The 26,019-nt window shown below is 32.7% G+C and carries 22 protein-coding genes; all 22 read left to right on the top strand.

Annotated features, from left to right (window positions below; all coding sequences use genetic code 11):
- The first annotated feature begins 145 nt into the window (after positions 1-145).
- Entirely contained in the window at positions 146-1,270 is a 1,125-nt protein-coding gene (gene wecB / locus KO529_RS05810) for a non-hydrolyzing UDP-N-acetylglucosamine 2-epimerase (RefSeq protein WP_215946950.1), read from the top strand.
- Entirely contained in the window at positions 1,270-2,481 is a 1,212-nt protein-coding gene (gene wecC / locus KO529_RS05805; RefSeq protein WP_215946949.1) for a UDP-N-acetyl-D-mannosamine dehydrogenase, read from the top strand. Before wecB (KO529_RS05810) ends, wecC begins: the two co-directional genes overlap by 1 nt.
- Positions 2,482-2,536: 55 nt before the next feature.
- Complete coding sequence (locus KO529_RS05800; protein WP_215946948.1) at positions 2,537-3,562, top strand: hypothetical protein; 1,026 nt, start codon at positions 2,537-2,539, stop codon at positions 3,560-3,562.
- Between the two features lie 21 nt (positions 3,563-3,583).
- Positions 3,584-4,588 carry a polysaccharide biosynthesis protein gene (locus tag KO529_RS05795; RefSeq protein WP_215946947.1) on the top strand — a complete coding sequence of 335 codons (1,005 nt, stop codon included), beginning with the start codon at positions 3,584-3,586 and terminating at the stop codon, positions 4,586-4,588.
- Positions 4,588-5,016, top strand: coding sequence for a WxcM-like domain-containing protein (locus KO529_RS05790; RefSeq protein ID WP_215946946.1), 429 nt, complete (start codon positions 4,588-4,590; stop codon positions 5,014-5,016). Before KO529_RS05795 ends, KO529_RS05790 begins: the two co-directional genes overlap by 1 nt.
- A gap of 108 nt (positions 5,017-5,124) precedes the next feature.
- A complete protein-coding gene (locus tag KO529_RS05785) occupies positions 5,125-6,258 on the top strand; it encodes a polysaccharide biosynthesis C-terminal domain-containing protein (RefSeq protein WP_215946945.1) in 1,134 nt (377 codons plus the stop codon).
- 20 nt (positions 6,259-6,278) lie between these two features.
- A complete protein-coding gene (wecB, locus tag KO529_RS05780; protein WP_215946944.1) occupies positions 6,279-7,415 on the top strand; it encodes a non-hydrolyzing UDP-N-acetylglucosamine 2-epimerase in 1,137 nt (378 codons plus the stop codon).
- A 4-nt stretch (positions 7,416-7,419) separates the two neighbouring features.
- Positions 7,420-8,616 (top strand): glycosyltransferase family 4 protein, encoded by a 1,197-nt coding sequence (locus KO529_RS05775; RefSeq protein ID WP_215946943.1) that lies wholly within the window; start codon positions 7,420-7,422, stop codon positions 8,614-8,616.
- A gap of 32 nt (positions 8,617-8,648) precedes the next feature.
- Positions 8,649-9,836 (top strand): glycosyltransferase family 4 protein, encoded by a 1,188-nt coding sequence (locus KO529_RS05770; RefSeq protein WP_215946942.1) that lies wholly within the window; start codon positions 8,649-8,651, stop codon positions 9,834-9,836.
- A gap of 26 nt (positions 9,837-9,862) precedes the next feature.
- A complete protein-coding gene (locus KO529_RS05765) occupies positions 9,863-10,471 on the top strand; it encodes a sugar transferase (RefSeq protein WP_215946941.1) in 609 nt (202 codons plus the stop codon).
- A gap of 150 nt (positions 10,472-10,621) precedes the next feature.
- Positions 10,622-11,416, top strand: a complete 795-nt coding sequence (locus KO529_RS05760; RefSeq protein ID WP_215946940.1) for a glycosyltransferase family A protein — start codon at positions 10,622-10,624, stop codon at positions 11,414-11,416.
- A gap of 58 nt (positions 11,417-11,474) precedes the next feature.
- Positions 11,475-12,512, top strand: a complete 1,038-nt coding sequence (locus tag KO529_RS05755; RefSeq protein ID WP_215946939.1) for a glycosyltransferase family 2 protein — start codon at positions 11,475-11,477, stop codon at positions 12,510-12,512.
- Positions 12,513-12,574: 62 nt separating this feature from the next.
- Positions 12,575-13,543 (top strand): ATP-grasp domain-containing protein, encoded by a 969-nt coding sequence (locus tag KO529_RS05750; protein ID WP_215946938.1) that lies wholly within the window; start codon positions 12,575-12,577, stop codon positions 13,541-13,543.
- Positions 13,527-14,192, top strand: a complete 666-nt coding sequence (locus KO529_RS05745; protein ID WP_215946937.1) for an HAD family hydrolase — start codon at positions 13,527-13,529, stop codon at positions 14,190-14,192. Before KO529_RS05750 ends, KO529_RS05745 begins: the two co-directional genes overlap by 17 nt.
- Before the next feature lie 91 nt (positions 14,193-14,283).
- Positions 14,284-15,339, top strand: coding sequence for a peptidoglycan bridge formation glycyltransferase FemA/FemB family protein (locus KO529_RS05740; RefSeq protein ID WP_215946936.1), 1,056 nt, complete (start codon positions 14,284-14,286; stop codon positions 15,337-15,339).
- Positions 15,336-16,610 (top strand): GNAT family N-acetyltransferase, encoded by a 1,275-nt coding sequence (locus tag KO529_RS05735; protein WP_215946935.1) that lies wholly within the window; start codon positions 15,336-15,338, stop codon positions 16,608-16,610. The genes KO529_RS05740 and KO529_RS05735 overlap by 4 nt, the downstream gene beginning before the upstream one ends.
- Positions 16,597-17,781, top strand: a complete 1,185-nt coding sequence (locus KO529_RS05730; RefSeq protein ID WP_215946934.1) for a GNAT family N-acetyltransferase — start codon at positions 16,597-16,599, stop codon at positions 17,779-17,781. Before KO529_RS05735 ends, KO529_RS05730 begins: the two co-directional genes overlap by 14 nt.
- Before the next feature lie 203 nt (positions 17,782-17,984).
- Positions 17,985-19,163 (top strand): GNAT family N-acetyltransferase, encoded by a 1,179-nt coding sequence (locus KO529_RS05725; protein ID WP_215946933.1) that lies wholly within the window; start codon positions 17,985-17,987, stop codon positions 19,161-19,163.
- A gap of 21 nt (positions 19,164-19,184) precedes the next feature.
- Entirely contained in the window at positions 19,185-20,402 is a 1,218-nt protein-coding gene (locus KO529_RS05720) for a GNAT family N-acetyltransferase (RefSeq protein ID WP_215946932.1), read from the top strand.
- Between the two features lie 829 nt (positions 20,403-21,231).
- Positions 21,232-22,407, top strand: a complete 1,176-nt coding sequence (locus tag KO529_RS05715; protein WP_215946931.1) for a GNAT family N-acetyltransferase — start codon at positions 21,232-21,234, stop codon at positions 22,405-22,407.
- A gap of 439 nt (positions 22,408-22,846) precedes the next feature.
- Positions 22,847-24,075 (top strand): IS3 family transposase gene (locus KO529_RS05710; protein WP_215946930.1). Its coding sequence is split into 2 segments (ribosomal slippage): positions 22,847-23,186 and positions 23,186-24,075, totalling 1,230 coding nucleotides; the frame shifts between segments, so codons are not numbered across the junction.
- A gap of 959 nt (positions 24,076-25,034) precedes the next feature.
- Positions 25,035-25,901, top strand: coding sequence for a cupin-like domain-containing protein (locus KO529_RS05705; RefSeq protein WP_215946929.1), 867 nt, complete (start codon positions 25,035-25,037; stop codon positions 25,899-25,901).
- Positions 25,902-26,019 lie beyond the last annotated feature (118 nt).

The following is a 26,019-nucleotide window of genomic DNA, read 5'->3' as shown; positions in this document are numbered from 1 at the left end:
ATACATAATTCTTTGTAACCAGTTAATTATCCATTAAACAAGTTAAGAACATGAATTACAGTATACATTTTTATCACCTAATTCTGCATAAATTTTCTTCAAATTTCACCCTTCATAATAATAATTGGCAAACTACTACGATTCTATGAAAAAGAAAAACTTAATAATATTTGGCACTCGACCCGAAGCTATAAAAATGGCTCCGTTGGTAAAGGCCTTTTTAAAAAACAATTTCTTTGAAACCAAAGTATGTGTTACGGCCCAACATAGAGAGATGCTAGACCAAGTCCTTGATTTTTTTGAAATTACACCTGATTTTGATCTAAACCTAATGAAGCCAGGTCAAAATTTATATAGCTTAACTGCAGATATTATTACAGGCTTACAACCGGTGTTGGAAGAATTCAAACCAGATTTTGTCTATGTTCATGGAGATACTACCACTACCATGGGGGCGAGTATTGCTTCTTTTTACTCTGGGGCCAAAGTATGTCATATTGAAGCCGGATTACGAACTTTTAATAAAAAATCCCCATTCCCGGAAGAAATAAATAGAACGATTACAGGGCATATTGCAGATTATCATTTTGCCCCTACTAGGACCGCTAATGATAATTTACTAAGAGAAGGTATTAAAAAAGAATCTATTTTAATTACAGGCAATACCGTTATTGATGCTCTGTTGGAAAGCGTATCCAGAGTTGACAACTTAGATGACGTAGAAATTAATAATCTCAAGACAGAAGTAGATTTCACTAAAAGAATAATATTGGTAACTGGGCATAGAAGAGAAAATCACGGTCAGGGATTTGTCAATATTTGTAATGCTTTAAAAAAGATTGGAGAATCTGTAGATAACGTACAAATTATTTATCCCGTTCACCTTAATCCAAAAGTTCAAAAACCGGTCTACGATATTTTAGGGAAATTAGAAAATATTAAATTAATTGCCCCTTTGGCTTATCCCGCTTTTGTATGGCTTATGAGCAAATGTGAGCTAGTTATTACTGACAGCGGTGGTGTACAAGAGGAGGCTCCAAGTTTAGGGAAACCTGTTTTAGTGATGAGGGACACTACCGAAAGACCGGAAGCAGTAGATGCTGGAACCGTAATACTGGTAGGCACTAACGAAGAAAAAATTGTAAATGAAACTTTATCTCTTTTAAATAATCCTGAGAAATATTTATCAATGAGCAAACTTCACAATCCTTATGGTGATGGAAATGCAAGTAAAAGAATTGTAGAATTTATTCAAAATATAGGTAAATAATGAAAAATACAGAAGTAATAATGATTGGCCTGGGTTATATTGGGCTACCCACTGCAGCCCTAATTGCAGAAGGTGGCACCCATGTTCATGGAGTTGATATTAATCAACAAGTTGTTGATACTATTAATCGCGGGGAAATACATATTGTTGAACCCTCCCTTGGGAATTCCGTAGCAAATGCTGTTAAAAATGGATTTCTAAAAGCCAGCACAACCCCAGTTGAAGGAAACACCTACCTTATTGTTGTACCTACTCCTTTTAAAGACAAGAATGAACCTGATATTTCCTTTGTTGAAGCAGCTACAAAAGCCGTAATACCACTTTTAAAAGAAGGTGATCTGTATATAATAGAATCAACTTCTCCAGTGGGTACTACTGATAAAATGAAAGACCTTATCTATGAAGAAAGACCAGAGTTAAAAAACAAGCTTTACCTGGCTTATTGCCCTGAACGGGTGCTTCCCGGAAATGTCATGCATGAATTGGTTCATAATGATCGAGTAATTGGTGGTATAGATGAAAGGTCTACGGAAAAAGCCATTAAGTTTTATTCTAAATATGTTAAGGGGCAATTACACCCAACAAATGCCAGAACTGCGGAGATGTGCAAACTAGTGGAAAACTCCTCAAGAGATGTGCAAATAGCCTTCGCAAACGAGCTTTCCTTGATTTGCGATAAGGCCGATATAAATGTATGGGAACTAATTACTTTGGCCAACAAACATCCAAGAGTCAATATTTTACAACCAGGTTCAGGAGTTGGAGGTCATTGCATTGCAGTTGATCCCTACTTTTTGGTCTCTGATTACCCTATGGAGTCTAAAATAATAAGTACTGCCAGGCAAGTAAATAACTATAAATCTTTCTGGTGTGCAGAAAAAGTACAGAATACCAAACTTAAATTTGAACTTGATCATGGAAGAAAGGCTAAAATTGCCCTTATGGGCCTGGCCTTTAAGCCAGATATAGATGATCTAAGAGAATCTCCTGCCAAGTATATCGCACAAAGAGTTTTACAGAATGCGAATAACGAAGAATACTATATTGTTGAACCAAACATTAAAGAGCATAATGTTTTTAAATTAACAGATTACAAGTCTGCTTATGAAAAGGCCGATATTGTAGTTTTTTTAGTAGCCCATAAAGAATTTAAAACTCTATCCAAAGAACCTGATAAAATACTATTAGATTTTTCTGGTGTATTTAAATAATCTGCAAAACCTAAATATGGTAAAAAACCAACGATTAATTATTTTGGCCCAATCGATGGAACAGCCAAGAATTGTAAAAAGAATTATCGAAAAATCTATAGAGTGTGAAACCGTATATGTTTACGGGTTTAGCAGAAAAATCCATGCCGTTAATAACTTCGGGATTTTAAAAGATTATCCTAATATTCATATTACACTAGTTGGGACTTTTTCGAATAAAAAATATTTAAACAGAATTTGGGGTTATATCAAATTAATATCAATAATATACAAAAATCATGGAATCAAAAAAAAACATCTTTATGTATTTGGCCTTGATCTGAGAATTATTGGTTCTTTGCTGTTAAATACAAAAATAGATTATGAGATTAGCGATATCATGTGGCTATATAAGTCAAAAATCCAAAAAAATATTTTAAAAATTATCGATCTCTTTTTAGTAACCAAATCCAATAAAGTAACTTTTACCTCTCAAGGTTTCTATGATGTATATTATAGAAAATATATATCTAAAGAAAAAATTATTGTTAAGGAAAATAAGTTTAAAACATATGGAAAAGTTAACCCTATAGAAATTATCAAATCAGATACTTTAAGAATTGCATATATTGGGGCCTTCCGATATAATGATATTATAGATAATCTAATAGAGTATGTTGGTCAAAATAAGAATATTATTCTAAATTTTTATGGTGATGGTAATTTTTCTATTGTAGATACAATTAAGAAAAATGAACTTTTACATGAAAATATATTTTTTCATGGAGCATTTAAAAACCCAGATGACCTTGAGGATATATATTCTGACAACAACCTTAATTTTGTTGTATATGACAATTCTCTAGACAACGAAAAAGTAGCCATGCCAAATAAATATTATGAATCTGGTTATTTCAATATACCAATAGTGTGTGCTGAAAACACATATGTGGGAAAACGGGTCCTAGAACAAAAAATGGGATGGACAACTGGCACAAGTAAGGCCGAAATATCTGCCTTTTTAAATAATTTAACAATACAAGATATAATTAATTGCCATAAAAACATTTTAAAACTGGATAAAGGACTTTTCCAAAGTTAGAGACAAAAGAAAAAATAAACCATGTTCAAAAACAAAACACTACTAATTACCGGAGGCACCGGTTCTTTTGGAAATGCAGTATTAAACCGCTTTCTAGAAACCAATATTAAGGAAATACGCATCTTCAGTCGCGATGAAAAGAAACAGGACGATATGCGGAATCATCTTAAAAACGAAAAAGTAAAGTTCTATATTGGCGATGTACGCGATTACAACAGCATAGCCAAAGCCATGTACGGTGTAGATTACGTTTTCCATGCAGCTGCCTTAAAACAAGTCCCTTCCTGTGAATTTTTCCCTTTGGAAGCTACAAAAACGAATGTTTTCGGCACCCAAAACACTATAGATGCTGCCGTGGCCAACAATGTAAAACGCATTATTTGTCTTAGTACTGATAAGGCTGCCTACCCAATTAATGCCATGGGAATCAGTAAAGCGCTAATGGAAAAAGTAGCTGTTGCCGCTTCTAGGAATATCCATAACGACAATACCATAGTCTGCCTTACCAGATACGGAAACGTTATGGCTTCAAGAGGGTCGGTTATTCCATTATTTGTGAAACAAATTCAAGAAAAGGCGTCCTTAACCGTTACAGATCCAAAAATGACCCGTTTTTTAATGTCCTTGGAAGATGCTGTAGATTTGGTATTGTTTGCCTTTCAAAACGGAAATCAGGGAGATTTATTCGTAAACAAAGCTCCAGCCAGTACCATTGGAGATCTAGCCCAAGCTATTAAAGAGATCTTTAATTCTGATAGTGAAGTAAAAGTGATTGGTACGCGACATGGTGAAAAACTATATGAAACCCTATGTACCCGGGAGGAAATGCAAAAAGCCGAGGATATGGGCGAATTTTATAGAATTCCTGCTGATAATAGGGACCTTAACTACAGCCGGTACTTTTCTGAAGGAGAAACCGATACCAGTACCATTGAAGACTATCACTCCCATAACACCGAACAATTGACCAACGAGGCCTTGAAGAATACCTTGTTGAATTTGGATTTTATAAAAGAAAATTTATAATGGTCCAACCCATCGAAATTGAAGGATCTGTTTTTTCCGATACGCGCGGAAAAATCAAGTTTTTCAATACCTTTGATATGACCCAGATTGTTCGCTTTTACGAGATTTCCCCGGCCTCAACAGAAATTATTAGAGGCTGGCAGGGGCACCACAAAGAAAAAAAATGGTTCTATTGTCATACTGGTTCATTTATAATCAACACCATCAATATTAAGGACCAACATATTCCGACCAACAATAGAGCGCCGGAAAAATTTGTATTAAAAGAGAATACCGCTTTAATTTTGGAAGTCCCAGAAGGAAGTGCCACAGCATTTAAATCCCTTGAAGATGGTTCCAAATTGATGGTTTTTTCTAATTTCACCTTAGAGAAATCTATGACCGATGATATCAGATTTCCTTTGGAAACTTGGAATGCCGATTGGTGAGATTCTAAAATTAAGATAAAAGAATGTTTCCAAATGGTTATTCCAGATTAGCCTTTGGGCCCTTTGACTTGTATACCAGAAATATGTCATTAGACAAATAAAGCATAAATGAAAAAAATAGGAATAACCGGACAGGCCGGATTTGTAGGTAACCATTTGTACAATACATTGTCTTTAGACGAAACTATTACCCTAGTTCCCTTTGAACGTTCTTTCTTCGGAAATAAGGAATTGTTGTCCAACTTTGTTGCTGAATGCGATGTAATTGTTCATTTGGCGGCAATGAACAGACATGAAGATGCCAATGTAATCTATGAGACCAATTTAGACTTGGTAAGTCAACTTATTGAGGCCTGTAAAACAAAAGATGTAAAGCCACATATCATATTTTCCTCCTCCTCCCAAGAAGAAAAAGACAATCTTTATGGGCTATCTAAAAAAGAAGGCAAAGAAAAATTTATACAATGGGCAGAAGAAGTGGGTGCTAAGTTTACTTCCTTGACCATTCCCAATGTTTTTGGTCCATTTGGAAAGCCAAATTACAATTCTGTAGTAGCTACATTTTGCCATAAAATTGCAAATAATGAAATGCCTACTATAATAAACGACAGTGAGGTAGGCCTTATTTACATCAATGAATTGGTGGAGATATTTATCCAGTGTATTAAAGATTCGAAAAAAGGAGGAATTCCAGATAGTAGTATTGGCGAATTAAAAATTGCACCCACAAAAAATATAAAAGTATCCGAAATCCTGAGGTTATTGCGGCAATACAAAACTGATTATATGGAAAACGGAATTTTCCCCAATCTGGATCTGGACTTTGAAAAGGCCCTTTTCAATACTTTTAGGTGTTATGTTCCTACCAGTCATTATCCGGTAAAATTTAAAAAAAATACAGACAATAGAGGCAGCTTTGTAGAGATTGCAAGAACCCAGACCAGTGGACAATTTTCTTTTTCAACCACTGTTCCCGGAATTACAAGGGGCAATCATTTTCACACCAGAAAAGCCGAGCGATTTGCCGTAATAAGTGGTAAAGCCCTAATACAGCTTAGAAAGATCGGAACCGATGAAATTCTGGATTATTATTTGGACGGAGATAAACCAGCTTACGTGGATATGCCCATATGGTATACACATAATATAAAGAATATTGGAGATACGGAACTCATTACATTATTTTGGATCAATGAGCCCTACAATCCTGAGGATGCCGATACTTACTTTGTAAACGTATAATAAACATAAAAAAATAACCATTGAAAAAGCTTAAAGTATTAACTGTTGTGGGTACACGCCCTGAAATAATAAGATTGGCCTGTGTTTTAAATGCCCTTGATGCCAATGAAGCTATTGATCATACCTTGGTGCACACTGGCCAAAATTATGATTATGAACTTAATGAAATCTTTTTTGAGGACTTGGGAATACGAAAACCCGATCATTTTCTTAATGCTGCGGGTAAAAATGCCACAGAAACCGTGGGCAATATCCTAATTGCTATAGACCCAATATTGGAAAAACTGGCTCCCGATGCTTTTTTAGTGTTGGGCGATACCAATTCATGTTTATGTGCTATTCCTGCTAAAAAGCGAAAGATTCCCGTTTTTCATATGGAAGCAGGTAACCGCTGTTTTGACCAACGAGTGCCGGAAGAAACCAATAGAAAAATTGTAGATCATATTTCAGATATAAATTTAACCTATAGTGATATTGCCAGGGAATATTTACTTAGGGAAGGTTTATCGCCAGAACGGGTAATTAAGACCGGCAGTCCTATGTTCGAGGTTTTAGGAAATTTTAAAACTAAAATTGAAGCTTCCAATGTACTGGATAAATTAAAACTGGAAAGACAGAAATTCTTTGTGGTGTCTTCCCATAGGGAAGAAAATATTAGCAATCCTAAAAACTTTGAGGGGCTTATTACTTCCTTAAACCTAATTGCTGAAAAATACGATTATCCCATAATTGTTTCTACCCATCCCAGAACTAGAAACATGTTAAATGAGAAAAAAATAAAAACACACCCCAATATTCAGTTTCTAAAACCTCTTGGTTTTTCGGACTACAATGCCCTACAGTATCATTCTTTTGCCGTTTTGTCCGATAGTGGTACCATTTCCGAGGAATCATCCATATTAAATTTTAGAGCCCTTAATATACGAGAAGCCCACGAACGGCCCGAAGCCATGGAGGAAGCTTCCGTGATGATGGTAGGTCTTAACCCGGTACGCATCATGCAAGCCTTGACAGCGCTCGAAGTTCAGGAACGAAATCCAAAAAGAAATTTTAGGCCAGTAGCGGATTATTCTATGCCCAATGTGAGCGAAAAAGTAGTTCGGATAATTATTTCTTATGTAGATTACATAAATAGAGTAGTTTGGTCTAAAGGATAACAAAATGAGAATTGTTTTTTTGGGTCTTGCAATAAACCATTTAGAGTCTCCTGGGAATTTGTTCACAGAACTTATAATTGAATTCCATAACCGTGGTCATGAAATAGTGGTTGTGGCCCCTTCCTATGACGAATTTGAACCAGGAATTAAAAAAGAAGGTGGCATCCTAGTATTAAGGGTTCCTACATTAGAGCTTTTTGGTGATAGTAACCTATACAAGGGCTTAGCCAATCTGCTTTTACCATATCAATACAAAAAGGCCCTAAAAGAAAGCAAAATTGATTTAAATTTTGACTTGGTTATGATGCCTACACCTCCCATTACTTTGGTGAACTTGGCCCAATGGTTGAAATCAAAATACCACTCGAAAATTTACCTTATCCTTAGGGATATCTTTCCACAGAATGCCGTGGACTTAAAAATAATGAGGAAAAATGGCATCATACATTCTTATTTTAGAAATAAGGAAAAAAATATGTACCGAATATCTGATTTCATTGGATGTATGTCCCAAGGTAATATTGATTACGTATTGACCCATAACCAAGAAATTTCCAAGAATAAATTACATCTTTTACCTAATTGGCGACCTTTACAAGAATATTTAACCAAAGACGATGAAATTCAAATCAGGAAAGAATATAGTCTGAATGGCAAGTTTATAGTAATTTTTGGCGGTAACATTGGCAAACCTCAAAAAATGGAAAATATAGTAAAACTGGCTATGGCCTGTTCTGACATAAAAGATATATATTTCCTGATTTTTGGTGATGGCAGTGAAAACGAAAATTTAAAAAGAATAGCTTCTAAATCAGGGTTAACCAATTTTCAATTACACGACTACCTCGACGACGACAAATATTTTAGAATTTTACAAATCTCAGATGTAGGCTTAATTTCACTAAGTGAAGACTTTACGATTCCCAATATTCCTTCCAAGGCGTTGGCATATTATAATGCAAAAAAACCCATTTTAGCCGCTATCGATAAAAACACGGATTTGGGATCTATTTTAGAATCCATTGGCGCTGGAGTATGGGCTGAAGCAAACAACACCCAGAAACTTAAGGAAAAGTTATTATTACTATATAAAAATGATAATCTACGAAGGGAAATGGGGCAAAAGGGTTACGATTATTTAAAGAATAATTTAACAACGGCAAAGGCTTATGAGACTATAATAAATAATATATCTAAATAATAAAAAGCGAACAAGAATAATATTCATTCCATATGAAGAAAATAATATTTCTAGCTTTATATTTTTCCAATTCGGACGAAGGAGGAATTTACACAGATTTACTCAGGGAAATGCGGGATAATGGGGAAGATGTTCTAGTGGTGGCACCTTCTATTAACGAAGAATCGGGATTGTCCGTAGTAAATGGTATAAAAGTTTTAAGAGTTAAAACACCTAAAGTGTTGAATGTTGGAGTAATTGCCAAAGGAATTGCTAATATTTTACTTCCGTATTTGTTTAAAAATGCCGTCAAAAAAAGTAAGATTAGTTTAAATTTTGACGCTATCATTTTACCAACCCCACCAATTACCTTAGGGTTTTTAGCCAAATGGTTAAAACGAAAATCAAAGGCAAAAGTCTATTTAATACTTCGGGACATTTTCCCCCAAAATGCAGTAGATTTAAAAATGATAAACCAAGGAGGAATGGTCTACAAGTATTTTAGGCGAATGGAAAAACAGCTTTATGCTACCGCCGATAATATTGGATGTATGTCCCAGGCCAATATAGACTATATTGTTCAACATAATCCAGATATCAATACTAATAAATTACATCTATTGCCCAATTGGCAAAAATTACCTTCTCAAAACACAGCAGTCATTGATGCCAAATTCAAGAACAAATACGGTCTGGACAACAAATTTGTAATCATATTTGGCGGGAATATTGGGAAACCCCAAAAAATGGAAAACATTGTTGCCTTGGCCAAAAGCTTAACTGAACACAAGGATATCATCTTTTTTATAATTGGTGATGGAACCGAAAAAACCAAGTTGGAGTCTTCAATTTCCAAAGAAGGTCTTGACAATATTATCGTAAAAGGTCGCATTCCAAGAGAAGATTACAATCAATTAATCTTAGCGGCAGATGTGGGATTAATATCCCTAAGTGAAGACTTCACCATTCCCAATTTCCCTTCTAAAGTATTATCCTATTTTGCTTCTAGCATACCCGTATTGGCCTCCGTGGATGTTCATACGGATTTTGGTAAAATGCTACAAGAAACAAATTCTGGATTTTGGTCTGAAGCCGGAAATACGGAAGACCTGAAAAATAAACTACTTCAGCTATACCATAATTCCGATTTAAGAAAAACAATGGGAGAAAATGGTCATGAGCATATGAAGGAACATTTATTGCCGCTACATGCTTATAAGACAATAAGTAACTATATTTAATATATCTTAAGAAATAAAGTAGTACGATGTATAAAAAAAAATTCAAGAGGCCCTTAGATTTCTTCCTGTCGTTCATTGGCCTTGTCCTAACTTTTCCAATTTTTTTTACGGTCTTTATTTTGCTATTTTATAAAAATAAAGGAAAGGCCTTTTTTGTACAAAATCGACCTGGCAAAAATAGTGAAATTTTCAAAATCATTAAGTTTAAAACCATGACCGATCAAAAGGATAAGAATGGTAACCTCCTATCGGATGCAGAGCGTTTAACCAGTGTGGGCAAATTTATTAGAAAATATTCTTTAGACGAAATTCCCCAACTTTTTAATGTTTTAAAGGGAGATATGAGTTTAATTGGACCCCGTCCCTTATTAATATCTTACTTGCCTCTTTATAATGAGGAACAAAAAAAGAGACATGATGTTAGACCGGGAATTACAGGATGGGCACAAGTAAATGGTAGGAATGCCATTGGCTGGGAGCAAAAGTTTAAATTGGACGTTTGGTATGTACATAATATTTCATTGGTCTTGGATGTAGAGATATTTATGCTTACCATTTTAAAAGTATTTAAAAGCGAGGACATATCCTCGTCAACCCATGCCACCATGGAGGAATTTAAAGGAAATATTCAATAGAAAGAGTTTTATACCTTGGTATGCCCTTGGCATTGCTCCTGTTATTTAAGCTCATCGATTTTTAATAGAGATTAAACGAATAATTAGTATATAAAATTAGTTTCCCTCAAATAATACTAATTTTAATCAATTAAAAGACATAACCATCTCATGATAACATTTATTATACCAGTAAAAAGTAAAAAAGTAACAGGCTCTTGGGAACAATTTTCCAAACTTTTTGAACGCACTTTAAAATCAATCTGCAACCAAACCTCTCAAAATTTTAGGGTATTGGTCGTTTGCCATGAAAAGCCCGAAATTCAATTTGAACGTCCCAATATTGAATATATCCATGTAGATTTTGAACCACCTCAATTAAAAACAGCTCCTAAAGAAAAACATGATGGGCTAAAGGAAGAAGACAAAAGCAAAAAAATACTTGCTGGTATTGCATATGCCGAAAAATACAATTCCGATTATCTTATGGTGGCCGATGCAGATGACTGCATTTCAAACAAAATAGTGGAATTTGTAGATAAAAATAAAAAAGCAAATAATTATGGCTGGTTTTTTAAGAAAGGATACATCTATAGGGAAGGTGACAAATTTATATCATTAAATAAAGAAAATTTCAATACACTTTGTGGGACATGTATCATAATAAAGCCCCAATTAATAGAACATATCTTCAAAAAAGTTCCACACCTCCTATATGTACATAAAACCACTGATTTCCCCAATGATGTTCACCTACAAGAATTTCCTTTTCCCGGAGCGGTATATAGCATGGCCAATGGAGAAAACCATTATATGTCCAATGATCAAATCAAAAATTTGAATTCCGGAAGTATATTTAGCCTATCCACTATAAAGGGTATTTTCAGGAAAATAAGAAAATACAGGGTTAAACCGTTAAGTAATAAACTCAAGAAGGAATTCGGGTTATATAACTTAACCAACTAGCATGGTAATCTGTAGTAAAACAAATTATTTCATATTTCATTAACAACTAAAAAAGCGTATGCTATTAAGCATTATTATACCAGTATACAATATAGAACACTATGTAGGAGCGTGTATTGACAGTGTATTAAACCAAAGTATTGATTCTGAACAATATGAAATTATCGTTGTTGATGACGGTTCCAAGGATGGCTCACTTAAAATAATCGAAGCGTTTGCTATTCAAAATTATAACATTATTGTCCATAAACAGCAGAATGTGGGTTTGGGTGGTGCAAGGAAGTCGGGATTAAAATTGGCTAAAGGAAAATATGTATATTTTTTAGATGGGGACGATTATTTGGCCAATAACACCTTGAGGCAAGTGTTGGACTGCCTTGAAATAAACAAACTGGATATATTAGGTTTCAATGTGACTACTACTAACCAAACAAATTTAGTAGAATCCACAACACAAGTACATATAAACACCGAGGTTGATGTAAAGGATGGTATTTCATTTATTGGTGCTAATGACAATTACAGGGTAGAAGTATGGTGGTATTTGATCAATCGAGAATTTTTATTAAAGTCAGGTTTAACTTTTGAAGACAAGCGCTTTGTAAACGACTCATATTTTACACCGACTTTATTCATAAATGCAAAAAGAGTTGCATTTATACCTATTGACATATATAGATATGTTCAACGGGAAAATTCCATTACCTCTAATAAAAATCTAAGACATTATGAAAAGCATATAAAAGATTTGGAATATGCCATCTTTAAAATGGATGATATTATAGCTACATTATGCCGAAAACCTTCGCCCAATCAGAGTGCCATTGAGAAAATTAAAATTAAGCAGGAGAGTTATGTGTTCTTTTCAATAGTTAGGTTTCTTAAGTCCGATTTAAAAACTGACTATTTAATAGGATTGCTAAAAAAGTATAAGAATATCAATGCTTACCCAATAAGACTTTTACTAAAAGGAAAAGAATATTCCAATGTGAAATTCAGTATTATCACATTTATTTTCAATACCAATTTTTTACTTTTTCCATGTGTGATTTTTTCCAAATCATATTATGGTTTAAAACGAAAAATTTTTACTTAAGATCATTTTGTATATTTAACTTGAACAACTTTAGATATAATTAGAGAAAGAAAATTTAGACCATGAACATTATAATAACATCTGCAGGTAGGCGGGTATCCTTGGTAAGAGCTTTCCAGAAGGAAATAAAAAAATTAGTCCCGCATGGGAAGGTATTCGCCGCAGATGCCGACCCTGAAGCATCTGCGGCCTGTCATGTAGCCGATGGTTATATAGAAGTCCCCCTTTTAAATCAACCCAATTATATTGAAAAGTTAATTAATTTCTGCAAGGCAAATGATATTAAATTAATAATCCCAACTATAGATACAGAACTAATATTGTTGGCCAAAAATGAGCAATTGTTTGAAACCAACAATATACATGTGGTGATTTCTTCTGAAGAGTTTATTCTTAAATGTAGGGATAAAAGGATTATCCATGATTTCTTTGAGTCCAAAGGAGTGGCAAGAGCCAAGGAATACACCAAGGATAACTATAGTCTTCCATTGTACATTAAACCTCTTGATGGGAGCCGTAGCGTTGATAACTACATCATTAAATCCAAATCTGAATTACGGGAGTATCATTTTAAAAATGACAAATTAATGTTCTTAGAATATTTAGACCACAATGAGTATGAGGAGTTTACCTGTGATCTATATTATGACAAAAATAATATCCTAAAGTGTGTGGTACCTAGAAAGCGCATCGAAGTGCGGGATGGAGAAGTCAATAAAGGACTTACTCTGTATAATGATCTAGTGCCCTATATAAAAGAACACCTAAGCTATATTGAAGGGGCAAGAGGTTGTTTGACCTCACAATTCTTTAAACACAAGAATAATAATAGTATTTATGGCATAGAAATAAACCCTAGGTTTGGGGGTGGATTTCCCCTCTCCTATCTGGCTGGAGCCAATTTTCCTAAATGGATTATTCAAGAGTATCTCTTTGATCTAGAGATCGAAGAAAGCTTTGATGTATGGGAAAACAACTTATTAATGATTAGATATGATGACGAAATCTTAGTGCATGGATATCACGGTTGACAATAAAACCATTATCGTATTTGATTTGGATGACACCCTATATAATGAAATTGAATTTCTAAAATCGGCGTATAGGGAAATTGCCCAAAATTTAGAAAAAGAGAACTGGCCAAGTCTTTATATAAAAATGTTCTCCTTGTATAGAAATAAAATCGATGTTTTTGAGTTTATACATAAGCATTACAAGGTAGCTAAGTCAACTTTAATTACGGAATACAGGGAACATAAACCGGACATTAAATTATTTGAAGGAGTTTTGGAAACATTGCAAAAAATTAAAATAAACAAAGGCAAAATTGGCTTAATAACCGACGGTAGACAAAAGACACAAACAAACAAAATAGAGGCTCTTGGTCTTACTCCCTTTTTGGATTGTATTGTTATTTCGCAAGAAATTGGCACCGAGAAACCTCATCAAAACAATTACAAAATTTTAGAATCGACCTTCGGTAAAGGTGCATACTATTATATAGGGGACAATTTGAAAAAAGATTTTATAACTCCCAATGCTCTGGGATGGAACACTATTGGCATAATGGATAATGGATTGAACATCCATAACGATGCCTACTTATATCAAGGAGAAAAATATTCCCCAAAAGTATTTATATCCTCTTATTTGGATTTAAGTATCACGCACGAGAGGTAAAAATAATTACATTGACCATAGAACTAACCAGAAATACCAGTTGAATTAAGATTGTTACAGCTAAACTTGGACCAAACCGAATTTATTGCACATGATAGAAACCATAATCAACAAAGAAGACTGGGATGCTGTACTAAAGATTGTAGATATTTACGACTTTTATGACACCTATGAATATCATCATATATCTAAGGCTGAAGGAGAGTATCCTACTTTAATCAAATATTCTGAAAATGATAAAATAATCGCTATCCCCTTTTTACTTCGAAAGGTGCCGGATTCCGAATATGAAGATCTGACATCTGTATATGGATATGCAGGACCCGTTACAAAAAACATTGATAGTAATTTTAACAATTCCAACTTCATAAAGGAATTCAGGGATTATTTAATTAAGAACAATATAATTACAGTCTTTTCTAGACTAAATCCCTTTATTCCGAACCAAGAAATTTGTTTGAGAAATTTAGGTGAAATATCTTCCTTGAGCCACATTGTAAATATAGATATAACCCAGGATTTGGAAGAACAAAAACAATCTTATCACAAAAGATTAAGGGGCCATATCAACAAGGCTCGAAGGGAGTGCTATGTAAAGACTGCAGAAACCAAAAACGAGGTAATGGCATACATAGATCTATATTATGCCAATATGCAAAGGGTAAATGCAAAAAAAGAATACTTTTTTGATCACGACTATTTCTTCCGACTTTTGGAATCTGAAGATTTTAACACAAGGATATTTTTGGCTATTGAGAAGGTTACCAACAAGATTATTGCCGGTGCCATGTTCATTGAAACCAATAAAATTGTTCAATACCACCTATCTGGATCAGATTTCTCCTTTTTACATCTATATCCTATAAAGCTATTGATCGATGAAATGAGAATTACAGCCACTGAGGAAAATAGTAAGTTTTTTAATCTTGGAGGAGGCGTAGGCAGTAAAGAAGATTCCCTGTTTTATTTCAAATCCAGTTTTTCAAACGATTTTAAAAATTTCACCATTTGGAAATGTATAAGCGATATAGAAAAGTATGAAGCGTTAGTTGTAAAAAAAATGCAACCAAATTGTGATATTTTCCAAAAGAAGTGCATTAAATTCTTTCCTTGTTACCGTTGTGAAGGCTTAAATAATAAATTATGAACATAAATCCGTTTTCGTCGAAAACGTACACCAAAACTTGGCTTAAGCATTTCTACTCTGCAGGCAAAGATATTTCTTTCACGTTTCTAAATGGGACCTCGTTCTATAAGTATCCCATTCTTCCAATTTACATTAACATTGGTAGAAATCTTACAAAAGGCATAAGCTACTCGTTTTCAAAAGAAAGCCTAACAAAGGAAGCCAAAAATAACGTACTGCTCATCTATGATGTTCCAGAATATATGAACAAAACCCAAGGCAATGACCTTAACAAAGAACATGCCCTAGATAGCATTACCCAATATCCCGGTTTTTTAATAAATCTAAATCCTTTCCAAGACATCAATAATTATATGTCTGCAACCTTTAGCAAAAGCAGTAGGTACAAGTTAAATAAATATAAAAAAAAATTAGAGTCTTGTTTCAATATTAAATACAAGATGTATCATGGACATATAAACAAAGATGAGTACGATCATATTTTTGATGAGTTTGAGAAATTATTGAGAAAAAGATTCTTACAAAAAGAAATAACCAATAATAATTTGGCCCCAAAGGAATGGAATTTCTATAAGGAAGTTACCTATCCCATGATCCAGGATAAAAATGCCAATCTATTCGTGATTTATGACGAGGAACAAGTTATTGGCGTAACCTTAAACTATGTTTATAACAGTACACTAATTGATGCCATAACGGTTTTTGATATAGACTACTCAAAATTTCATCTAGGTTCCGTAAACATCATGAAACTGATTGAATGGTGTTTGGAAAACCAATTTGACAAACTAGATTTTTCAAAAGGATACTTTGACTATAAAAAAAGATGGAGCAATCTGGAGTACAAATTTGAATACCACCTTATTTATAACAAAAATTTCATAATTCCAAAAACCATAGCCTTTGCAATTAAAAAATACTTTACTGCAAAACAGTTTTTAAGAGATAAAAAACTGAATGATAGGATTCATAAATTAAGCTTCCTTTTAAAAGGCAAAAAAAACGAAAGCTCTCCAAATCTCTTCTATGAATTTTCTGATTTAAATAAGGAAATAGAGGAATTGGATTTAGTGAATATTGATATCAAGAAGCCCTCCTTTGCCTTTCTAAAAACCGTTGTCTTTGATTTTTTGTACTTAAATAATGAAAAATTAAATAATATAAGAGTACAGCAAGTTAAAAATAACCATTCACTCTTCGTTATCAGTGGAAAAACTACCACTCGAAAAGCTGCTATTATAAACTTGTCCAAAAGAAATGAGCTTAATTAATATAAAAAAATACAATTTCAATAGCGACTTTTTTGAAACAAGGTTAGTTTATCCATTCTATACTAATGTTTTTAATAGGAGTAATGAACAAAATTTTCCAAATCCTAATCTAACCATAAGTCTAGATGAAGGCTCAATAATACATGTTGTAAACTATATCAACCCTTACTTTAAATTATCCTTAGATGATTCTACAATACCTCTAAAATCCTATAATTTCAATCAATCCATTGGCTTTTCGGTTAATTTAAGTGACTTTTCCAATGTTGATGATTACATGAAATTTAAAATGAGCTCTAAAGGTAGGAAGAATATGAGGAGCTGTTTAAGGCGATTGGAAACTTGTTTTAACATTCGGTATCAAATGTATTTTGGAGAAATAACCTTGTCCAATTATCAATATTTGTTTGAAAAATTACACTCCTTCATAATTCATAGATTTGAAGAGCGAGGTGACAAACATGAAGCATTGAACCATTGGGATATTCTTAAAAAAAATACCTATTCAATGATTCATGAAAAAAAAGCCTCATTATTTGTAATATACAATGGGGATATCCCAATTGATATTTGTCTTAATTATCACCACCAAAATATTCTGGACAATGCAATAGTATCCTTTGATATAAATTATTCCAAATTTAGATTAGGTTATATCGATATTTTAAAGCAATTAGAATGGTGTTTTGAAAATGGGGTTGAAATATTCGATATGGGGATTGGGGATTTTGATATCAAACGAAGTTGGAGTAATGAAATTTATGATTTTGAAACTCAAATAATATACAATAACTCCCGTATTACACTTAAAATGAAGGCTTTTGTAATAATGCAATTTTTAAAATCAAAGGAATTTTTAAGGAAGAAAAACTTAGATTTAATTTATCATAAATGTAGAACACTTTTTAAAAAAGAAGTTCAATTTGATTCTAATAAATCAAAAGTATTATTTGAAGCAATTGGCCTAGAAACAAAACCAAAATCGGAAAAACTTTCTGAAATTGATTTTCGGTCGGATACATTTGATTTTTTAAAAAGAGAAATTTATAACTTCCAATATTTAAATTTCGAGTCTTCTCAAAATATTAAGGTATATAATCTTAAAAACTCCCCTGATATTTTCATCATTAGTGGAAAAAATAAAAATCTACAAGTTAAATTACTGCAATAATAGTTGAACGTGGGAGCCAAAATATATACAAGAACCAATTCCTTTAAATCCCTCTTTGAAAAAAGAGAAGACACATTGTTATGAGCTTACTATAATTTCGATTATCGAGGCAATAATCCATCACCTATTTATGTTAAATATATGAACTATTTACGGTAGCTAGATAACCACTTAACGCAAACAAATACAATAAACATTAACCAATGGGTTTAAAAATAATAAATAAGAGGAATTTTCATTTGCACTTGTTCGAAAAAAACATGGTTTCTGAAGTGTACGAGGACATTAGCTTATCCCATAACCAAAAAACGATTTTTAATAGTTCGGTAGAAAACCAATTATATAAAAAATCATTTATTAATGTATGGGCTTATTTTCCTAACTATCTCACTGCCACAATAGTTCCACATTTACAATGTAACAAAGTTTTTCAAAAATCCGGTTTTGCAATTAACATTGAAGGATACAATAATGCTCTTGAATATCTAAAGAAACAATTTAACAGTACCCCCAGAAAAACTTTCTTAAGATCATTAAACAGACTTGAATCCAGTTTTAATATCAACTATAAAACTTTTTATGGCCATATCAGTACGGAGGAATACGATTCCCTAATGCATGCCTTACATCAAATGTTAACAAAACGCTTCCAACAACGAAGAGAAAGAAATAAAACCTTGGACAATTGGGATTATTATGCGAATAATTTTCAGTCTATCATTAACGAAAAAAAAGGATCCCTTTTCGTTATCTACAATGGTGATAAACCTATTGAAATTTCAATAAATTTTCATTACGATAATATTCTATTTAGCTCCATAAGTTCGTTTGATCTGGATTATTCAAAATTTAGTTTGGGCAATATTGAAATCTATAAGCAACTGGATTGGTGTATTGCTAATAGTATTGATATTTTTGATATGGGTTTTGGAGATTTCGACTACAAAAGACGGTGGAGCAATTTAATTTATGATTTTGAAAATCATATAATATCCTCTCCTAAGAATAAATTTTCAAATATTTATGCCACCTTTATAAAAAATGAATATGCCCTTATTAATTACATCCTTTCCTCTAAAATTATTGTTCCCTATAGAAAATTAAGGATGTTTTTTAAAGATGGAAAGGGGTCTGAACAAGCTACTAAAACCGATTATGAGATAGAAGCTGTAGACAAAGAACCCGATTTCAATCTAAAGGAAAATATTATATCAACGGATACGGAAGATAATAGTTTCCTCAGAAAACCTCTAATGGACTTCCTTTATAGCTACAAAGAAAAATTTGATTTAGTTTCCATTTATAGTATCCCGCATGCAACTAATACCTATCTGATACGAGGTGAAAATTCTTCCATTAAAATTACGTTCAAGAATAGTTGATCTAGAGTTAAAAAATTAATTATGGAAAATCAAATTGATGTTAATTACAACAAATTACACACACTAAATTTTAATGTTGACCTTCTAGAAAAGGAAAAGGAGAACCTATTTTATTCAAAAATATTAAATAGGGAAACCAATCAATTAATGTATAGCTCCAACAACACAAACCCTGAATTTTTAAAAGGACAGTATTTTCTAATAAAGGAAGTTCCCAATTATCTCGAAACTACTATAGATCCGTCGGCCACCGGCATTAAAACAAAAAAAATAGGAACTTACGAAGGTTCAATTATAAACCTCCAAAAATATGACAGTTTAAATAGTTATTTAAAAGAAGAAATAAGCTCGCAAAGGAGGTCCAACATCAATAGGTGCCAAAAGAGACTGGACCTATGTATAAAACCTACCTATAAAATGTATTATGGGGATATATCAAGAACCGAATACGATACTATTTTCAAGGACTACAAAAAAATGTTGATCCGGCGTTTGGCGCAAAAAGAATCCTATTGGGAAGAACTGGACTACTGGGAAGAACGATTCAGTACTTCATATGACCTTATAAAAAATAAAAAAGTAAGTGTTTTTGTAATCTACGACAATAACAAACCAATTTCCATCTATATAAACACCATCTATAAAACTACCTTATATATCGAGGTCATCGCTTATGATATTGATTACGCCAAATTTAAACTTGGGTTTTTATCATTGACTAAAATTATAAAATGGGCCATAGACAATAAATTTAGTCTAATAGACATGTCCAAAGGGGATTTTTATTATAAGGAACGCTTTAGAAATGGGGTATATACCTTTGAAAATCACATCATATTCGATTCAGAGAATATATTAGTAAGATTAAAATCCTATTTTTTGGCCTCAAAACTTAATCTAATTTATAAATTACTCCCAATACTTAAAAAATTAAAACTTCATCTATGGTATAGGAAATATAAAAAGAACACAAAGAAAGATGTATTTAAAGAGTACCAGGGAACCCCTCCAACAATAGCGATAGACAATACCGAAGACATTAAATTACCCAAAGATGTTCAAGAAATTAATTTAGAAAATGAGAACTACTCTTTTTTAAAAGAAAGTTTGATGGATTTCTTGTTTTTAAATTTTGAATATATTCAGGATGTTTCCGTATATATAAGTCAAAATACTCCTAATTCATATTTTTTTAGAGGGAGGAACAAAACTCAAAAAATTGATATTAAAAAAGTTTAAGATAAAATTGATGCAAAGGAATATATTTTACTTCAAATTTTATGAACAACATATAGTGCCAAATTGCTTTGACAATTTATCATTTGCACACAATAACAAGGTACTTTACAAAATATCAAGTGGCACAACATTTATTTTACATGTTAAACATATCGCATTATTTCCTACTTATCTTAATTTCGAACTAATACAGCTGGGAAAATTTAATAGCGTAAAAATAAAGGATAAAAAAATTGGTGACTGCGCCATAGCTTTAAAAGGCTTCGAGTCCATTGAAAAATTCATTAGAAACATTTTTAGAAGTAGGTATAAAACTGGTTTGAACAGATCCATTAAACGACTGGTAAAGAGTTTTAGTATTAGATATCAAATATTTTTTGTGCCTATAACAAAAGAAGAATACAATTTTCTAATGACCTCACTGAGAATTATGTTGAGTAATAGATATTCTCAAATAGGCAAAACCAACTTTGCATTTTTAAAATGGGATTCAATATACCAAAGTGTTTTTTATTTAATCGGTAGCAAAAGGGCATCCTTGTCAGTAAAATATCACAATGAACAACCCATCGATATTTCCTTAAGTCATCATTTTAATAAAATTTTGTTCTCGACTGTTTCTTCCTATGGTATCAATTATTTCAAATTTGGTCTTGGACAAATATCAATATATAAAGAATTAAAATTATGTATTGAACCTTAAAAATGGTAATCAACAGTATAAAAGGAATATGGAGGAATATTGTCTATGGATTTGAGGACCATATAATTAAAAAAAAACTGTGATAACTATCTATTTATTAACCAACCAATATATAAATAAATTGATATGTTGAAGGAAACTATTAATTTTTTTGATGAAATTTTTGAGATTGAAAACGGTCTCCCTAGTATTTATTCAGATATTTTTTTTGCTAAGGACAATAAATCATTGTACTTGGGAGAGGTGAATAAAGCCATGTATAAAGATACTTCCATTAACAAATTATACAATGTGGAATTTGTACCCGATTACATGGTTCCCAAACTAGCAAATCCCGATCTTTTTACAGTCAAAAAAGTGAGTCACGTAAGGGGTTATGCCGCATATCTAGCCGATTTTTCAGATGTAGACTCCTATTTAAAGAACCAATTTAAGTCCAACGCAAAAACAATTAAAAGATATGTTAATCGTTTAGAGAGCTGTTTCAATATAAATTATAAATTATATTACGGGCGTATCGATAGACAGGAATATGAGTTTGTAATGAATGCATTGGAAAAAATGAAAGAGAAACGATTTGATCAAAGAGAGGATCAAGATCAAAGTTTATCCTATTGGGACCACACTTATAAGATAGCTTTCGATTTAATAAACAATAAAAGAGCATCATTATTTGTAATATATGATGAACAAAAACCCATAGAAATCTCCTTAAATTATCATTTTAATGGTATATTATATAGCTCTAACTCCTCCTATGATATAGATTATTCTAAATTTGGACTTGGTCATGTGGAGATCTATAAACAAATTGAATGGTGTATAGCCAATAATCATAGCGTCTTTGAAATGGGAAGAGGTGACCTAGAGTACAAACGAAGATGGAGCAATCTTATATACAATTATGAATATCACCTAATTTATCAAAAAAAATACTTAGGGGCAAAGTTGTACAGTGGTATATTGGAAAACCTATTGAAACTTAAGGCCTTTCTTAAATCCAAGAATGTCCCCATATACTGGCAAAGAATCAAATCAGCCACTAAAATAAAACAGAAGAGTCATAAAGAATTTGAGCACAAATTTATTATCGAAATAATTACCGATGGGGCTTTTCGTCATAAAAATATGCCTATTGATCGACAATCCGAATCGATCAGTTTTTTAAAAAAGTTACTTTATGATTTTGCGTATTCCAATATAGAACATATATCAGGTATTGAAGTATTTGAAATTGAAAAAAATAGATCATACCTAATAAAAGGGCAAACGCAAATTCAAAAAATTACGGTTATTACGTAAGACGTGTGTTAAACTTGCATAATTTGTTATTTTGAAAAAAGTGAAATTAGAACTTTTCTAAACCCTATTTAACCATCAAACTATTTCGGAATTCTATTCAAGTATCTCCTATTACCAGAATCAAATATTAATTAACTAGGCAGTTAATCAATATGATGAACAAAAATCATCAAAAAATCTATATCCTATAAGATTAGAACCAACTTACATTAACTTCAATTTAAAAAATTAGGCGTTACTGAATATTGTAAAAATTCCACCAATCAATTGGGTTTATGTCATATTTTTTAGACTCTACTTCTTCCATAGAAGACTATATAAACGGCCAATTTCAGACCAAAATTAGAACTAGCATAAAAAAAGTATAAAGTTACTGTTGACTTGTTTTGATATAACCTTGTCCCGTCCTAAAATATGTTGACACAAAATCGACTTATTTATGAAACATTCAAAGATTACAGGTAATAAGCGGACACAACGCGATTACAATCTAGGTTTTAAATTGGCCGTTATTTCCCAAGTTGAAAAAGGCGAAATGACCTATAAGCAGGCACAGAAGGCTTATGGCATGCAAGGTAGAAGTACTGTTTTGGTCTGGTTGAGAAAACATGGTACCTTAGATTGGAGCAACCCAATTCGACATCAAATGCCAAAATCCAAAGAAACCCCTGCCCAGAAGATCAAGCGTTTAGAACGCGAGCTATCTGACGCGAAGTTGAAGAACAAGATCCTTAATACGATGATCGACATCTCGGACCAACAGTACGGCACTTCTATCATAAAAAAGTATTTACCCAATCAATCCAGCGTATCCGGCAAGAACAGCGATTAAGTCTGTATCGTTGTTGTCGATTGTTTGGGATAAGTAGGCAAGCAGTCTATCGATCAGAAAAACGTTCATTAAAAAGAGGACAAGAGCTTGCAAAGGTGAAGGACTTGGTCGATGGTATCCGCATGGACATGCCCAGGCTCGGCACCCGCAAGTTGTATTACCTGCTCAAGGAAGAATTCGGGAGGGACAATATAAAAATAGGAAGGGATGCCCTATTTGCACATTTACGTACGGAGTCCATGCTGATAAGACCAAGGAAGAATTACACCATGACCACCAATTCCAAGCATTGGCTCAGAAAGTACCCCAATCTGATGAAACAGGCCAGGGTATCAAGGCCGGAAGAATTTTTTGTCAGCGATATCACATATATCAAAAGCAGGGAAAGGACACATTACCTATCCCTGGTTACCGATGCCTATAGCAGAAAGATTATGGGATATGAACTTAGTGACGACATGAGTGCGGAGAACGTTGTAAAGGCAATGAAAATGGCGAATAGCAATAGGTTGACCAACAAACAGCTTATCCATCATTCCGATAGGGGGCTACAGTATTGTTCTTCCGTATATCAAGAGGAGCTCCGGCGCAGCCATATCACCCCATCGATGACCGATGGATATGACTGCTACCAGAATGCACTGGCCGAGCGGATCAATGGGATATTAAAAGGGGAATTCTTAATATATAAATGTAACAACGGTAAAGATTTAAAGCAACTCATTGTAGATTCCATCAACACATACAACAACAGAAGACCACATTTGAGCCTTAATTATAAAACACCTAATTTTATACATAACAAAAAACCTGTGAAGTTAACTTCACAGGTCTAATATATATTCTTTAAAAACCGTCAACCTATTTTAGGACGACTCAACTATTAGATGTATTATGGAGACATAGACCGTGAACTATATATTTAATTGATGGAATCATTACGTATTATGTTGGTAAATAGGCTTAATGAGACAAATTTATTAAATCACAACTTTCCAAAAATAGAAAGAACTATGTAGCAATACTCCTTTACTAATCGATCAGAAAAAAGCCTCCCTATTTGTATTATATGACGGAAACAAACCCATTTCAATATTATTTGGATAAAATTTTATTTAGTTTCATATCATCTTAACAGCTTGAAAATTCCAAATTCAGCATTAGCCATGTTGAAGTCTATAGACAGTTGGAATGGAGTTTCTTAAAAATTATCTTGTCTTTGAAATGGGTGTGGGCAGCTTGGATTATAAACGCGTATGGGGCAATCATATTTACTATAATAAGTCGCACTTATATAATTGCTATGCCTTTTTTGAAATCCCCAGATTAAAACTAAAAGAATATTTCAAGTCTAATCAAATCCCTGAATATATCTTAAAAACCAAAGCCACAATAAACTTTGAAAAAAAAGGTTTACAAGTTGTACCGTATAATTTTAAGATTGAAAGTACAATATATATCCCTTCTTAAAATAATGAAAAAATAAATTTTTAAAATGATCTATACTATTATTTAAGAAGGCCGATATATGACTTTTTATATTCAACTTTGTACCATGTTTCCAAAATTCAAGTTTTTGAAATCATAAAGGATAACTCTTTTATAATTTCAGAAAAAGTACCAATCAAAAAGTAACCTTCTACATAAACACAAAGTAAACTGTATACTTATATCACCAGAAATTATTTAAATCAACCACTTTGATTGGTACTTAATCTAAAAAAAAGAATTTTTGATTCTGCATTTATGCTTTTTTTGTAATTTTCCATAACACCTAATTTAATTATCATATTAAATGGATATATTGTCAGATATTCTAGGAAAAAGTGAACAAACACAAAGTGTTCCACATTTAGATTCCACAACTTTTAAAAAAGATTACCTTAAGGCCAATAGACCTGTGGTAATTAAAGGAATGGCCGAAAATTGGCCAGCCAAAAAAAAGTGGAGTATTGATTTCTTCTTGGATTTAGAATCAAATAAACCTGTTCCGTTGGAGGTTGGCAATATATTTCAAAATGAATCCAAATTTTTAAAAAAGGACTTTAAACAATATTTGAACACCTTAAAGAAGGAGGAATTAAATCAGGATAAGGACAAAACATATCTTTCGATGTTCAATATCTTTGATCAGTTTCCAGATTTAAAAACTGATACCGATTTTTCGATTTTTTCAAAATTCACCAAACTGAATAACACCTATGCATGGATTGGGCCTTCTGGAACCATATCTGGTCTTCATTGGGATTCCGTAAATAATATGTTGGCGCAGCTTAAAGGAAGAAAATTGGTACTATTAGCTTCGCCAAAGTTCCAAAAAGAAATGTACATCAGTAAAAAGTTTGATCTTGGATCAACATTTAGCCAAGTAGATATAAATAATTTAGACGAAAATTTATTTCCGAAATTTAAAGATGTTAAGTTTTATCAATATACTCTGGAACCTGGAGATGTACTTTTTATTCCTGTTGGGTGGTGGCATTACGTAAAATCTTTGGATGTTTCTATTAGTGTGAACAATTTTGGATATTTGCCCATAGACATGTTAACGACCAATATCAAAGAACTTATATTGGAACGCCTTCATGTGAGAGGGTTATACAGAAAAAACTATTGTACTTGTCATTCTATTGTAGATGGCAAAAGAGTATCTAAATATTAGGGTGCTCAAGAATTCCGATACAAAATATTTGATTTCCTACTAATAAAAAATTTCTTGAAACCGAATAGCCCCAAGGCAGTCCTTAGGGACACTATCCCGTTAACTGTGTAAGTTAAAA

The sequence above is a fragment of the Arenibacter algicola genome (genome assembly GCF_018860365.1).
In the GTDB taxonomy this organism is placed as follows: domain Bacteria; phylum Bacteroidota; class Bacteroidia; order Flavobacteriales; family Flavobacteriaceae; genus Arenibacter; species Arenibacter algicola_B.
Note: the sequence above shows the minus strand (reverse complement) of the source record. Positions and strands in the feature narration are given on the sequence as shown.